Below are 13,168 nucleotides of genomic sequence, written 5' to 3'. Positions count from 1 at the left end.
GTCGACCTGACTCCAGGCCAAGATCACCGGTAGGTCAGTGTCCGGTCAGGGACGCTTCACGATCGGGTCGAAGCATGCGATGGTGCAGGCGCGCCGACTCCTCCTGATCCGTGATCTGGCGTAGTGCGAGCCAGGCGGCTCCGATCGCCGGATCCCGGGCGGTCGCGGCCGGGCCGGCGAGGGTGGCCAGGACTGCCGTTCGCACAGGCGTGGTGTTGGTCAGGAGGCTGCCGGCGAGCACGACGGGGCCGTCCGGTGGGCCCAACTCACCGAGCGTGGCGACCAGTCGAGTGGCGGCCTCGACGGTCAGCCGTTTGGCGAGGGCATCGCCGGCCGTGGCGTGCGCGCACACCAGGGGTGCCAGCGCGGCGAAGACCGTAGGCTGCTGCCGGCCGGCCCATCGCACGAGTTCGTCGCAGCTGGTCACGCCGGCATGCGCCGCGATCGTGGCCGCCAGCCCGGCGTCCACTGTTGGGCCCGACCAGGCCCGGGCGATCGAACGTAGCGCCTGCAGGCCCAGCCACATGCCCGAGCCTTCGTCTCCCAGCAGCCAACCGAGGCCGTCGACGGTGCGGCTGACGCGCCAGTCGTCGATCCGGGCGGCGACCGCGCCGGTGCCGGCGATGAGCACCGCTCCCGAGGGCGCCGGCGTGCCTGCCGCGAAGGCCGTCACCGCGTCGCCGACCAGGGTGACCGGGCAGGTCAGCCCGCATTGGGCCCACTCGACGGTGAAGGCTGCCGTGATCTGTGGATCCGCCATGATGCCCGCGCCGGCGATGCCTGCGACGCCGCTGCACACCGATGCTGGGTCGTGCTCCCCCAGGGCCTCGCGCACCGCCGCGCCGATCGAGCGAGCAGCTGCCGTCCCCGCAGCCGTCGGGTTGCCCGGACCCGCCGCGCCGCGCCCCACCACGGTGCCGTCCCGGGTAACCACGACCGCCCGGGACGCCGTGCCTCCGGCGTCAACACCCAGTACCAGAACCATGGGCGAAATCGAAGCATAGAAATTTTCTATTGACTAGGCATCGATGTGGTCGTAATTTTCATGCTCATAGTTAATCGATGAAAAGGATGATCAGCAGTGACGGGTGAGAGCGGTGGGCTGCTGGTGCGGCTCCGGATGGAGGGGCCGACCATGCCGGAGGCCCTGGCGAAGATCGCCGAGGCCATCCTCGACGATCCGGAGACGGCCGCGCACGCCAGCATCGTCGACCTGGCCGAACGATCCGGGACCTCCACCGCGACGGTCACCCGCTTCAGCCGGGCACTCGGCTTCAAGGGGTACGCCAACCTGCGCGTGGCCGTCGCGACCGAGACCGGGCGCGCCGAGCAGGCACGCTGGGAGACGGACATCTCCGGGGACATCGCGCCGGAGGACCCGATCGGCGGCGTCCTCGACGTGATCACCGCCGCGGACACCCGGGCCATCCAGGCGACCGCGTCCGGTCTGGACACCGCCGCTGTCGAACGGGTGGCGGCCGCGATCGCCACCGCCGGCCGAGTGGAGATCTTCGGGCTCGGCAGCAGCGGCACCGCCGGCAGCGAGATGGCGTTCCGCCTCGAACGCATCCGCGTCCCGGTGCGGTACCGCGCCGACACGCACACCGCCCTCACCAACGCCGCACTGCTCGGGCCGGGCGACGTCGCGATCAGCCTGTCGCACTCCGGTCGGACCCGAGAGGCGATCGAGATGCTGGCCGAGGCCGCCGATCACGGCGCGCTGACCGTGGCAGTCACCTCGTACGCCCGCTCACCACTGGCCGAGGTCGCCGACGTCGTCTTCACCACCTCGGTGCACGAGACCACGTTCCGGCTCGCAGCGCTCTCCGCGCTGCACTCGCAGTTGCTGATCCTCGACCTCATCTACGTCGCCGTCGCACAGCGCACCTACGAACGCACCACCGAAGCTCTCGAACTCACCGTGCGGGCCGTCGACGCACACCGAATGCCGGACACCAATGCGAACCGCAAGCGAGCACGGAAGGAAAGGCCGCTGTGACGATCACAAGCGCGGACTATGTCGAGGTCATCACCAAGGCGATCGAACGTGTCGGGACCACCCAGGGCGACCGGGTGGCGCGGGCCGCCGATCTGCTGACCGCGACGCTGCAGGCCGGCGGGGTGATCCAGGCGTTCGGCTGTGGACACTCCGAGGCACTCGCCATGGAGATCGCCGGTCGGGCCGGCGGCCTCGTGCCCACCAACAAGATCGCCCTACGCGACATCGTCCTGTACGGCGGCGAGCCGACGAACGTGCTCGGTGACCCGCAACTCGAGCGCACGCCCGATGTCGCCCACCGCCTCTACGCGCTCGCCCCGATCAAGCCCGACGACGCGTTCGTCATCGCCTCGAACTCCGGCGTCAACGGCGCGGTCGTGGAGATGGCACACCTGGTGAAACAGCGCGGACACCCGTTGATCGCGATCACCTCGGTCGAACACTCCGCCCGGGTCGAGTCGCGGCACGACAGCGGGCTCAAGCTCGCCGACCTCGCCGATGTCGTGCTCGACAACGGCGCACCGTACGGCGACGCGTCCCTCGACTACGGCGACGGCGCGGTCGGGGCCGTCTCGTCGATCACCGCGGCGCTGCTGGCCCAGCAGATCGTCACCGAGGTGGTGGCACGGCTGTTGGCGCTCAACGTCACCCCGCCGGTCTATCTGTCCGACAACGTGCCGGGCGGGCGGGAGCACAACAAACTCATCGAAGCGCGGTACGCCGGGCGCATCCGGCGTACCGCATAGGGAAAAGGCCCAGCTGATGAACCGTTCACCCCTGTCCGGACCGTACCCCACAAGACGAACCGTGCTGCGCGCGGCGGTGACCGCCGGTGTCACACTGCCCCTGCTGAGCGCCTGCGTGACCGGTGGTAGCGAGGACCAGGACCGATCCGCCGGAAACACCGGCGCCAAGAGCGCCGACAACCCGCTGGGCGTCAAGGCGGACGCGCCGCTCGAGGTCGTGATCTTCAAGGGCGGGTACGGCGACGAGTACGCCAAGCGCGCCGAGACGCTCTACACCCAGAAGTACACGGGCGCGAAGATCGACCATCAGGGCATCCAGAAGATCGGCGAGGCGTTGCAGCCGAGATTCGTCGCGAACACCCCGCCGGACGTCGTGGACAACACCGGTGCCAGCCGCCTCGATATCGCGACGCTGGTCTCCGCCAAGCAGGTCACTGATCTCAGCGAACTGCTCGACGCTCCCGCCTTCGACGACCCGGGCAGGACGGTGCGCGACACGCTACTGCCCGGCGTGGTCGACGACGGCACGTTCGACGCGGTCCCGCTGACGCTCAACTTCACGTACACCGTCTGGGGACTCTGGTATTCCAAGCCGCTCTTCGCGGCGAAGGGCTGGACCTTCCCGACGACCTGGGACGACATGCTCGCGCTCTGCGCGACCATCAAGGCGGCCGGCATCGCGCCCTGGACCTACCAGGGCAAGTACCCGGAGTACATCAACGACCCGCTGCTCAGCATGGCCGCCAAGACCGGCGGACCGGCGCTGATCAAGGCCGTCGACAACCTGGAGCCGAACGCGTGGAAGGCGCCGGGGCTGATCGGCGCCGCCGAGGCGTTCGCCGAGCTGGCCGGCAAGGGTTACCTCATGTCCGGCTCCGAGGCGCTGTCGCACACCGAAGCGCAGGCCGCCTGGTCGCAGGGCAAGGCAGCGATCATCCCGTGCGGGTCCTGGCTGGAGAGTGAGCAGAAGGGTGTCACGCCCGCAAATTTCGACATGGTCATGGCCCCGGTGCCCGCACGGACGACGGCGGACGCCCTGAAGCACACTGCGGTGCAGGCGGCGAGCAGCGAATCCTTCCTGGTGCCGGCGAAGGCCAAGAATCCCGCCGGTGGCATGGAGTATCTACGGATCCTGTTCTCCAAGCAGTCAGCGAAGGCGTTCGCCGAGACCGCCGGGACCCTGCCCGCCGTGGCCGGGGCCACCGACGGCCTCACCCTGAGCAGCGGCCTCGGCTCGGTGCGCGACGTGGTCCAGGCGGCCGGCACCGAGACCTTCACCTACCGCTTCCGCACCTGGTACGCCCCACTGGCCAAGGCCGTCGACGACGCCACCGGCGAGTTGGTGAACAGGCGGATCACCGCCGGTCAGTGGTCCGACCGGATCCAGAAGGCGGCCGATGGGCTGGCCAAGGACTCCACTGTGAAGAAGTACGCCCGCTGATGAGACACGGTCGGTGGCGGTTTCTGGCCGGCGCGCTGGTGCCCGCGCTGGTGCTGCACGCCGTGTTCGTGCTGTCGCCGTACGCGCAGGCCTTCTACCTGTCGCTGACCGACTGGACCGGCGTCGCCGGCGAGGCGCGTTTCGTCGGGGCGGGCAACTACGCCCGCCTCGGCGGCGACTCCCTGTTCCTGCACGCGGTCCGGAACAACGCGGTGATGCTGGTCGTGGTGCCACTGGTGACCATCGGCATCGGGTTGTTCCTGGCGAGCATGATGCACCTCGGTGGCCGCGGTGGACGACGGGGAATCGCGGGCTCCGGGGCGTACCAGATCATTTATTTCTTCCCGCAGTTGTTGTCCCTGGTGGTCATCGCGGTGCTGTGGGGGTTCGTCTACAACCCCAACAACGGGCTGCTGAACGGGGCGCTGCGGTCGGTCGGCCTGGAGGGGTTGACCCGGAGTTGGCTCGCGTCGCCGTCTCTGGCGCTGATCGCGGTGATGGCGGTCCTGGTCTGGTCGTCGGTGGGCTTCTACGTGGTGCTGTTCAGCGCGGCGATCGACAGCATTCCGCGGGAACTGTTCGAAGCGGCGTTGCTCGACGGAGCCGGCGGCTGGGCGACCTTCCGCACTGTGACGTTCCCGCTGATGCGAGAGGGCGTGCACGTCGCGTTCGTGTACCTGGGCATAGCCGCACTGGACGCCTTCGCCGTCGTCCAGGTGATGACCGTCGGGCCCGGCGGACCGGACGGCGCGACCGAGGTGATCGGGCTGTCGCTCTACCGCAACGCCTTCCAGTACGGGAAGTTCGGCTACGCCTCAGCCATGGGAGTCGCCCTGTTCTTCGCCACGCTGACCCTGGCCGTGCTGGCACTGCGGTCGGGCCGCAAGGAGAGGCTGGAGCTGGCATGACCGTGACACGTGAGCGAGCGGCGGCGGTCACTGCCCGGCCCGGCCCGGTACGTCGCGGTCGGCGCCCCGGAACCTCTTTCCCGGTGCACCTCGCCATGCTGGCCTGGGCCGTCGTCACCGCGCTTCCGCTGCTCTGGGCGGTGGTCAGTTCCTTCAAGACCGACGACGAGATCCTCAACGACCCATGGTCATTGCCCGCCGCACCACAGTTCGACAACTGGTCCCGGGCATGGACCCAGGCCAGCATCGGTAGCTACTTCCTCAACAGCGTCGTCGTCGTGGGTGGCGCGCTCGCGCTGACCATGCTGTTGGGCTCGCTGGTCGCCTATGCCCTGGCACGCTACGAGTTCCGCGGCAACCGGTTCATCTACTACACCTTCGTCGCGGCGATGTTCTTCCCCGTGTTCCTGGCACTGGTGCCACTGTTCTTCGTCGTCCAGCAGCTGGGCCTGCTGGGCACGTACCACGGTCTGATCCTGGTCTACGCGGCGTACGCCGTACCCTTCACGGTCTTCTTCCTGCACGCGTTCTTCCGCACGCTGCCTGGCGAGGTGGCGGAGGCGGCATTCATCGACGGTTGCTCGCACGGCGGGGTGTTCTTCCGCGTGATGCTGCCGATGGCCCGGCCGGGCCTGGTGGCGGTCGGCATCTTCAATTTCCTCGGGCTCTGGAACCAGTACCTGCTGCCACTGGTTCTCAATCCCGACCCGGACCGGTACGTCCTGGCACAGGGTCTGGCCGCCCTGTCGGTCAGCCAGGGGTATCGCAGCGACTGGAGCGGTCTGTTCGCCGGTTTGACCATCGCCATGCTGCCGGTGCTCGTCGCCTACGTCGCGTTCCAACGGCACATCCGCGCCGGTATGACCGCCGGCGCGGTCAAGTAGGTCCCCTTTCCACCCCCACCCATCGGAGGACCCAGCTCATGTCCATCGACAAACGTAGATCAATAGGGTTCGCGGGAGTAGCGGCCCTGCTCGGCACGCTGGCAGTTTTCGCCAGCGCACCGAGTGCCTCCGCCGCCGAATGCGGCTACCTGTTCGACGACTTCTCCTACACATCGTCGAGTGACAACTCCCTGACCGCGCACGGCTGGACCCCGCGCAGCTACGCCGGCGGTCCGGGCGTGCCCGGGGCGACCTGGTCACCGAACAGCATCACCTTCCCCACCGTCAGCGGCCAGAAGGTCATGCAGCTCACCGCCTCGACCGACGGCACCGGCGCCGGCACCAACCAGGCGGAGCTCTACAGCACCCAGAAGCGCTACCTCGAGGGCACGTACGCCAGCCGGGTGCGCTTCACCGACACCCCCACCAGTGGGAACGACGGCGACCACATCAACCAGACGTTCTTCACGATCAGTCCGTTGAACGGTGACCTCGACCCGACCTACAGCGAGCTGGACATCTCCGAGTACCTGCCCAACGGCGGGTGGGGCGAGACCGGCCCGATCAACTACCAGACCACCTGGTACACCTACCGCAACGACCCCTGGTACGCGGACAACATGCACTCGGAGCAGCGCAGCAGTCTCAACGGTTGGCACGACCTGGTGGCGACCGTCGCGAACGGACACGTCATCTACTACATCGACGGCGTCCAGGTGGGCGACCACTCGGGCAAGTTCTACCCGCGGCAGACCATGACGATCAACTGGAACCTCTGGTTCATCGACACGGCGGCCCACACCGGCGGACTGAGCACCTACATCCAGCAGGTCGACTGGGTGTTGTTCGCGAAGAACCAGGTCCTGACCCCGGCGCAGGTGACGTCGAAGACGACGGCGTACCGGTCGGCGGGCAGCACGTTCGCGGACACTGTCGCCACGACGGGCACCTGCTCAAACCCGACGAACCCACCGACCACGCCGCCGACGAACCCGCCCACCACACCGCCCACCACGCCGCCGCCAGCCGGCAATTGCTCCACCGCACCGGAGTGGGCTTTCGGCACCGTCTACACGGGCGGACAGACCGTGAAGCACGAGAAGAGCAGGTACGGCGACCCGAGCGGTCCGTCGTCGGGTGACGGCAAGCACCTGTGGCGGGCACGGCACTGGACGCAGGGATCCGAGCCCGGCTGGACCCAGCAGTGGGAGGACCTCGGCCGCTGTTGAGCGGCAGCTGAACGAGGGTACCGACGGCCGCCCGCCCAGGCACGGCGAGCGGCCGTTCGGCCCGACTCGACGAGATTGCGACGTCTCTGTTCGCACTCGTCGGTCGCCCTCCGCTGTGGCGATGGTCCTCGCCGCCACGGACCCGCGGGAACAACGTCCTGATCTGGTCGCCCTGACCGAGAAGCAGGTGACGGAGGAGCTGCGCCGCGGCGGCTGCATCGGCCTTCGAAACAGCTCCGAGCATGTCCGCTGATCATGCTGCCGCACCGGGAAACACCAAGATCCCCGACAGGGTCAAGCTCAGGGCAGCGCAGTGACGAGTTCTGCTGGCGGAGTGCGGAGTTGGGTGTCCTTGCTGGGCGGTGTGCCGAACATGCGGCGGTATTCACGGCTGAACTGGGAGGGGCTGTCGTAGCCGACGCTGCGGCCCACGCCGGTGATGTCCGTGGGGTGGCTGGCGAGCAGGAGCCGGGCTTCTTGCAGGCGAATGCGTTTTTGAAACTGGATGGGGCTCATCCCTGTGACGGTCTGAAAGTTGCGGTGGAACGCCGAAACGCTCATGCCGGCGATTTCCGCCAGGTCCTCCACGCGGAAGGCCGTGGCGTAGTTCTCCCGGATCTGACGCACGGCGCGGTTGATGTGGGCCAGTCCGCTGTCGGCGAGACCGAGCTGGCGGATGGAGACTCCCTGCTCGCCGCGCAGGAGATGCCAGAGGATTTCCCGTTTGACCATGGGAGCGAGGATCTTGCGGTCTGCGGGCTGCTCCAGCAGCCGCAGCAGGCGCACGATGGCGTCCAGTAGTGAAGGCGAGGCCGTGGAGACGGCGATGCCGGGTGATGCGGTGCGTGGGGTGACCGGCAGGTCTCGGGGGTCGGCTTCCAGGAGGAGTTCAGCAAGGGCTGAGGGGTTGAGAGTCATGCCGAAGCCCAGGGTGGGCTCCCCGGTGTCCAGGACATGGCCGGTAACGGGGAGGTCGGCAGAGGCGATCAGGTACTCGCCGGGCCCGTACTCGTAGAGGCGCTCGCCCAGGGCGAGGCGCTTGCCGCCCTGGGCGATGACTGCGAGCACGGTCCCGGACATCCCGGCCGCCGAAGCATTCGGATGGGTGAATTTGCATACCCGGATGCCGTCGATGGCCGTGCTCATGTCGGGCCGCGCATGCCGGTTAAGAAGCTCACGCATCTCGTCCAGGTCAGACATGACTCCATTCTTGCATGAACCTCCAGATAGGGACGATTGCCAGGCAGGATTGGGCACACATTGATCGCTACAGGCGGGGCGGCCTGTCGGCGGCTGTCTGGGCCCGTCGCGGAGTGAGCCGTGCGCGCGCCTGCGTGGACGAAAGGGGCTTGGCGTGGCGCACAGCTCACAGCTCACAGCAGGAGCAGTTCAGAGGTTCTGGCCTCCGGAGACTTCGATGTCCTGGGCGGTGATCCACCGGCCTTCCTCGGAGACCAACATGGCGATGACCATGCCGATGTCGTCGGGCTCGCCGACGCGGCCGAGAGTGAAGGTCTTCGCCAGTTCCGGGATGATCTGCGGGTTCTTGCTGAACGCGTCGTCGGCGAAGCGGGTGACGGTGGCTCCCGGTGCGACCGAGTTCACGCGGATGCCGCGGGGACCGAACTCCTTGGCCATGTAGCGGGTGAGCACCGCCACGGCACCTTTGAGCGCCGCGTAGACGGAGTATCCCGGCGCGGTCACCTGGGGCAGCGTGGAGTTGCTGGTCACGTTGACGATGGCGCCGCCGTCAGCGAAGAGCGGCAGCAGGGCCTGGGTGAGGAAGAAGGGCCCCTTGAACAGGCCGTCCGTGAGCCGGTCGAATTCCTCCTCGCGGGTGTCCTCGATCATCGCCATGCCGGCGAATCCGGCGTTGTTGACCAGGTGGTCGAAGGAGTGCCGCTGGAAGGTCTCGCGGAGCACCTCGGAAACGGTCTCCCGGAAGATGGTGAATCCCGCCGTGTCGCCGAGATCCAGGTGCAGCGCCACGGCAGTGCCACCCTGCTGCTCGATCCGCGCGACGGTGTCCTTGGCGCCCTGTTCGTTGGAGTTGTAGGTCAGGATGACGCCGGTACCGCGCCGGGCGATCTGCAGGGCGGCGCTCTGACCGATGCCTGAGCTTGCACCGGTGACGACGGCTACCTTCATGGTGTGCCTCCTGGGCATGAGGATTCGTCGGAATCCGTGAGAGCGTGTCCCTTCCAGGAGACCGCTATGGCGGGCTCGCGAAAAGAATGGTCCTCTTCGCCTCTTGCCCAATCCTCTTGGATGGACGGGGCATGGGCCGCTTCAGCCGTGCCTGGCCACTGCCCGAGGGTGCAGGGGTGCGTTGGGCCTTGCGTGACTGCCCGGCTCGTCGCCGTGCTGTGCCTGGGTGTGGGGAGGATCGTGCAAGGATCCGCCAGGATGTCCCTAGCAGCCCTTCCGCCGTGACGGTTGACTTGCACCAAAGCCATTTTCGTCAGGCACGAGTGAGGCAGCCGATCATGACCGACACCGCGGACAGAAGCTACGACGTGGGCGCGGTCAGGCGCGCTCTGGCCATCGGCCCGGGCTCGCCGCGCGAGGCACGCACCATCGACATCACCACCCTGGGCCGGCACACCGGTCGCCCGCGGCGCATCGAGATCTGGTTCCACCATGTCGACGGCCGCTGGTACCTCAGCGGAATGCCGGTGCCCCGAAGCTGGCACGCCAACCTGTCGGCGCACCCGCACTTCACCTTCCACCTCAAGAACGGCGTCCGGGCAGACCTGCCGGCCACGGCAGTGCCGGTCAAGGATCCCGCGGTGCGCCATCGCGTACTGTCCGCGGTGGTCGCCCTGCAGGACGAGCCCGGTTTGCGCACGCGCGTCACCCAGCGCCAGCGCCTGGAGGACTGGCTCGAGCACAGCCCCCTGATCGAGATCGTTTTCGACGACGAAAGGCTGCGCCCGCCGCTGAGCTGATCGCCTTGGGCGACATGGAGCCGCAGTCCGCGCGAGCATGGCCGCCCGGGCCACCTCGTCGGCTGTCCGCTCCCCGCAGCTGGACCGGCACGCACCAGAGTCTGGGTGCACCCCGCCGCCGGATTCGGACGGCCGCCTCGCTCGCCGTCTGTCACCAAGGCCTTCACGACGCGGCAGGCGGGGCCACCGTCAGCGGCAGATCTGCGCGCGGACCTCTGCGACCGCGTCGGCCAGGGCTTCCACTCCGTCGGTGATCAAGCGTTCGGTGAGGGTGGCGTAGCCGAAGATCAGCCCGCCGGGTCCAGCGGGGCTCAGTCGGTACCGGGAAACGCCTTGCACGACCAGTCCGCGCCGGGCGGCAGCAGCCACGACCGGGGCCTCGTCGAGGTCGCGCGGGAGCCAGGTGACGACGTGTTGGCCCGCCGCGACACCGACCGGCTCCAGTTCGGGCAGGCGTGCGCGCAGCGCGGCCAGGAGTGCGTCGCGGCGGCGACGGTAGACCGGGCGCATGCGCCGTAGGTGCCTGTCGAACTCGCCGCGGGTGAGGAAGTCGGCGAAGGTCAGTTGGTCGATGACGGGAGAGCCGCGGTCGGCCCGTACCTTGGCCGCCGTGATGTCGTCGACCAGGTGTGACGGCGCGAGCAGCCACCCGAGACGCAGCCCTGGCGCCAGGGTCTTGCTCGCTGTGCCGCAGTAGACGACGGAGTCGGGTGCCAGCCCTTGCATGGCGCCGACCGGCGAGCGGTCGTAGCGGTACTCCGCGTCGTATTCGTCCTCGATCACCACGGCGCCGCGACGCTGCGCCCAGCCGATGACGCGGGCCCGTGCGGTGGCCGACAGGACGCCGCCGGTGGGCCACTGGTGCGAGGGCGTCAGCACGACGGCGTCCGCGTCGGTCCGTTCGAGCTTCTCGACGAGGATGCCGTCCGGACCGACCGGGACGCCGATCACGTCCAGGCCGAGGGCGGCCGCGACGAGGCGGGCGTCGTCGTCCGCGGACGGGTCCTCGACGGCCACCCTGCGGGCGCCGCGCGCCGCGAGCACCTGGAGTATCAGCGCGACGCCTTGGCCGTAGCCACTGCAGATCACGACGTTCTCCGGGCGGGCCGATGTGCCGCGGACCCGGCTGAGGTAGTCGACCAGGGCTGTGTGCAGTTCGGGTACGCCACGCCCGTCGAGGTAGGCGAAGCGTTCGTTAGGCGTGGTGGTGAGGACCGTTCGCACCGAACGCAGCCAGGCGGCGCGGGGAAATGACGTCACGTCGGTGCGGCCGTACCCGAAGTCGATCCGGGCCGCCGGCCGATTCCCGCCGCGCCGACCCGTTGACGGAGGAACCGGCTCGACCGCGACCTGGGTGTAGCCGCCCGCCCGACTGGTGAGGTAGCCCTCGGCGACGAGTTGCTGGTAGGCCTCGACCACGACGCCGCGTGAGACTCCCAGATCGGCGGCGATGGTGCGGGTGGGCGGCAGGGACGTCCCGAGAGGCAACCGGCCGGCCCTGATGCTGCCCCGGATCGAGGCGGCAATCTGCCGGTGCAGCGGTTCGGCCGCGGACCGGTCGACATGGATGAGCAGGTCCTCCGCCGTGCTCGAATTGGTCCTGGTACGGCCCATGAAATCGGACCTTACCGGCTGTACCGATTTCCGTCAGGCTCAGACGTATGACAACGACCAGTCCCCGCTTCGACGGCCGCCTCCTCGCCCCGGGTGATCCGGGTTACGACGCGGCCCGCACCGTCTGGAACGCCATGATTGACCGGCGCCCGCGGATGATCGTGCAGGCCGCGAGCATCACCGACGTGGTGGCCGCGGTACGCCTGGCCCGCGAACTCGACCTGGAGATCGGGGTGCGCTGCGGCGGGCACAACGTGGCCGGCCTCGCCGTCCCCGCGAACGGCCTGATGATCGACCTGACCCCGTTGAACGGCGTTCGGGTCGACCCGATCCGGCGACGTGCCCGAGTCCAGGGCGGCGCGCTGCTCGGCGCACTCGACCGAGCGTCGCAGCCATACGGCCTCGCCACGACCGCCGGCAACGTCTCGCACACCGGGGTCGGCGGCCTGACCCTCGGCGGCGGTATGGGCTGGCTCGCCCGCCAACACGGGTTGGCCTGCGACAACGTCGTTTCCTACACGATGGTCACCGCGGACGGGGAGGTGGTGACCGCGAGCCGAACCGAGAACCCCGACCTCTACTGGGGCCTGCGCGGTGGGGGCGGCAACTTCGGCATCGTCACCGACTTCGACTTTCAACTGCACCACACCGGAACGCGGACCCTCGTCGCCGAGTTCGACTTCCGCGCCGAGGACGCCGTACCGGTGCTCGAAGGCTGGCGGAACCTCAACGGCGTCGCACCGCGGCAGGCGACCTTCACCGCCGACGTCCACAGCACGGCCAAGGGCCCTCTCGCCACCGTCGGCTTCGTATGGGTCGGCGACCCGGCACAGGGCCACCGGTTGCTGCCGGCACTGCGCGCGCTCGGCCGCCCGGTCGCCGAACGGGTCAGCACACCGTCGTACCTCGAACTGCAACAACGCGACGACACTGTCGGCGGCCACGCCTACCGCCGGTACTCCGGTGCGCACTACCTGCGGCAGTTCCCCACCGCCGCGATCGAGGCGTTCCTGCTGCGCGGCGCGTCGGACCTGCACACCGGCGCCCACCTGGCCAACGTCGGCCTACAGGCGCACGGCGGCGCCATCGCCGACGTCGCGGATGCCGAGGCCTCGTTCAGCCACCGCGGCACAATGTTCGAGTTCGGCGCCGGCTCCCGCTGGACCGAGCCATCCGAAGACGACATCCGGATGGCAGCGGCTCGCAGTGCCGCTGCCGCGCTCGACCCGTACGCCGACGGCGTCTACGTCAACTCACTCGCCGCCGACGAGGGGCAACGCGGGGTACGCCGCGCATACCCGGGCGACAAGCTCGCCAGGCTCACCGCGCTGAAGACGATCTGGGACCCGCACAACATGTTCCACCTCAACCACAACATCCAGCCCCACAGCCAGTAACG

13 protein-coding genes are annotated in these 13,168 nt (G+C 68.8%); 9 read left to right on the top strand and 4 right to left on the bottom strand.

Annotation, left to right across the window (positions count from 1 at the left end; translation table 11 throughout):
* Positions 1-34 precede the first annotated feature (34 nt).
* Positions 35-985 (bottom strand): BadF/BadG/BcrA/BcrD ATPase family protein, encoded by a 951-nt coding sequence (locus tag ACIA47_RS16480; RefSeq protein WP_203119496.1) that lies wholly within the window; start codon positions 983-985, stop codon positions 35-37.
* A 96-nt stretch (positions 986-1,081) separates the two neighbouring features.
* Here ACIA47_RS16480 and ACIA47_RS16475 point away from each other — a divergent pair, with 96 nt between their 5' ends.
* The 7 genes from ACIA47_RS16475 (at position 1,082) to ACIA47_RS16445 (ending at position 7,460) form a co-directional block, all read left to right on the top strand.
* Complete coding sequence (locus ACIA47_RS16475; protein ID WP_112674899.1) at positions 1,082-1,999, top strand: MurR/RpiR family transcriptional regulator; 918 nt, start codon at positions 1,082-1,084, stop codon at positions 1,997-1,999.
* On the top strand, positions 1,996-2,745 hold the full coding sequence (locus ACIA47_RS16470; RefSeq protein WP_203119494.1) for an SIS domain-containing protein: 750 nt from the start codon (positions 1,996-1,998) through the stop codon (positions 2,743-2,745). Before ACIA47_RS16475 ends, ACIA47_RS16470 begins: the two co-directional genes overlap by 4 nt.
* A gap of 16 nt (positions 2,746-2,761) precedes the next feature.
* Positions 2,762-4,186, top strand: coding sequence for an N-acetylglucosamine/diacetylchitobiose ABC transporter substrate-binding protein (ngcE, locus tag ACIA47_RS16465; RefSeq protein ID WP_396708658.1), 1,425 nt, complete (start codon positions 2,762-2,764; stop codon positions 4,184-4,186).
* Positions 4,186-5,094 (top strand): carbohydrate ABC transporter permease, encoded by a 909-nt coding sequence (locus ACIA47_RS16460; protein ID WP_203119492.1) that lies wholly within the window; start codon positions 4,186-4,188, stop codon positions 5,092-5,094. Before ngcE ends, ACIA47_RS16460 begins: the two co-directional genes overlap by 1 nt.
* On the top strand, positions 5,091-5,978 hold the full coding sequence (locus ACIA47_RS16455) for a carbohydrate ABC transporter permease (RefSeq protein WP_396708655.1): 888 nt from the start codon (positions 5,091-5,093) through the stop codon (positions 5,976-5,978). Before ACIA47_RS16460 ends, ACIA47_RS16455 begins: the two co-directional genes overlap by 4 nt.
* Positions 5,979-6,016: 38 nt before the next feature.
* Positions 6,017-7,207, top strand: coding sequence for a glycosyl hydrolase (locus ACIA47_RS16450; protein ID WP_396708653.1), 1,191 nt, complete (start codon positions 6,017-6,019; stop codon positions 7,205-7,207).
* Positions 7,208-7,328: 121 nt separating this feature from the next.
* Entirely contained in the window at positions 7,329-7,460 is a 132-nt protein-coding gene (locus ACIA47_RS16445; protein WP_396708651.1) for a hypothetical protein, read from the top strand.
* A 47-nt stretch (positions 7,461-7,507) separates the two neighbouring features.
* Here ACIA47_RS16445 and ACIA47_RS16440 read toward each other — a convergent pair whose 3' ends face one another.
* Positions 7,508-8,407: an AraC family transcriptional regulator gene (locus ACIA47_RS16440; RefSeq protein ID WP_203117866.1), complete on the bottom strand. Its 900-nt coding sequence runs from the start codon at positions 8,405-8,407 to the stop codon at positions 7,508-7,510.
* A 189-nt stretch (positions 8,408-8,596) separates the two neighbouring features.
* A complete protein-coding gene (locus ACIA47_RS16435) occupies positions 8,597-9,355 on the bottom strand; it encodes an SDR family oxidoreductase (RefSeq protein ID WP_203117864.1) in 759 nt (252 codons plus the stop codon).
* Positions 9,356-9,693: 338 nt separating this feature from the next.
* Between ACIA47_RS16435 and ACIA47_RS16430 the strand changes: the two genes are divergently transcribed.
* Positions 9,694-10,155, top strand: a complete 462-nt coding sequence (locus tag ACIA47_RS16430) for a nitroreductase/quinone reductase family protein (RefSeq protein WP_203117862.1) — start codon at positions 9,694-9,696, stop codon at positions 10,153-10,155.
* A gap of 189 nt (positions 10,156-10,344) precedes the next feature.
* Here the strand turns inward: ACIA47_RS16430 and ACIA47_RS16425 are convergent, their stop codons facing one another.
* Positions 10,345-11,769, bottom strand: coding sequence for a PLP-dependent aminotransferase family protein (locus ACIA47_RS16425; RefSeq protein ID WP_396708648.1), 1,425 nt, complete (start codon positions 11,767-11,769; stop codon positions 10,345-10,347).
* Between the two features lie 47 nt (positions 11,770-11,816).
* Here ACIA47_RS16425 and ACIA47_RS16420 point away from each other — a divergent pair, with 47 nt between their 5' ends.
* Complete coding sequence (locus tag ACIA47_RS16420) at positions 11,817-13,166, top strand: FAD-binding oxidoreductase (protein WP_396708646.1); 1,350 nt, start codon at positions 11,817-11,819, stop codon at positions 13,164-13,166.
* Positions 13,167-13,168 lie beyond the last annotated feature (2 nt).

Origin of the sequence: Micromonospora sp. NPDC051227 (genome assembly GCF_044455385.1) — a bacterium.
In the GTDB taxonomy this organism is placed as follows: domain Bacteria; phylum Actinomycetota; class Actinomycetes; order Mycobacteriales; family Micromonosporaceae; genus Micromonospora.
This window is presented reverse-complemented; position numbering and strand designations above follow the sequence as displayed.

Coding starts and splice junctions, on each gene's coding strand:
- ACIA47_RS16430 (WP_203117862.1), top strand. CDS start 9,694: ATGACCGACACCGCGGACAGAAGCTACGACGTGGGCGCGGTCAGGCGC.
- ACIA47_RS16435 (WP_203117864.1), bottom strand. CDS start 9,355: ATGAAGGTAGCCGTCGTCACCGGTGCAAGCTCAGGCATCGGTCAGAGC.
- ACIA47_RS16460 (WP_203119492.1), top strand. CDS start 4,186: ATGAGACACGGTCGGTGGCGGTTTCTGGCCGGCGCGCTGGTGCCCGCG.
- ACIA47_RS16445 (WP_396708651.1), top strand. CDS start 7,329: ATGGTCCTCGCCGCCACGGACCCGCGGGAACAACGTCCTGATCTGGTC.
- ACIA47_RS16450 (WP_396708653.1), top strand. CDS start 6,017: ATGTCCATCGACAAACGTAGATCAATAGGGTTCGCGGGAGTAGCGGCC.
- ACIA47_RS16480 (WP_203119496.1), bottom strand. CDS start 985: ATGGTTCTGGTACTGGGTGTTGACGCCGGAGGCACGGCGTCCCGGGCG.
- ngcE (WP_396708658.1), top strand. CDS start 2,762: ATGAACCGTTCACCCCTGTCCGGACCGTACCCCACAAGACGAACCGTG.
- ACIA47_RS16425 (WP_396708648.1), bottom strand. CDS start 11,769: ATGGGCCGTACCAGGACCAATTCGAGCACGGCGGAGGACCTGCTCATC.
- ACIA47_RS16420 (WP_396708646.1), top strand. CDS start 11,817: ATGACAACGACCAGTCCCCGCTTCGACGGCCGCCTCCTCGCCCCGGGT.
- ACIA47_RS16455 (WP_396708655.1), top strand. CDS start 5,091: ATGACCGTGACACGTGAGCGAGCGGCGGCGGTCACTGCCCGGCCCGGC.
- ACIA47_RS16440 (WP_203117866.1), bottom strand. CDS start 8,407: ATGTCTGACCTGGACGAGATGCGTGAGCTTCTTAACCGGCATGCGCGG.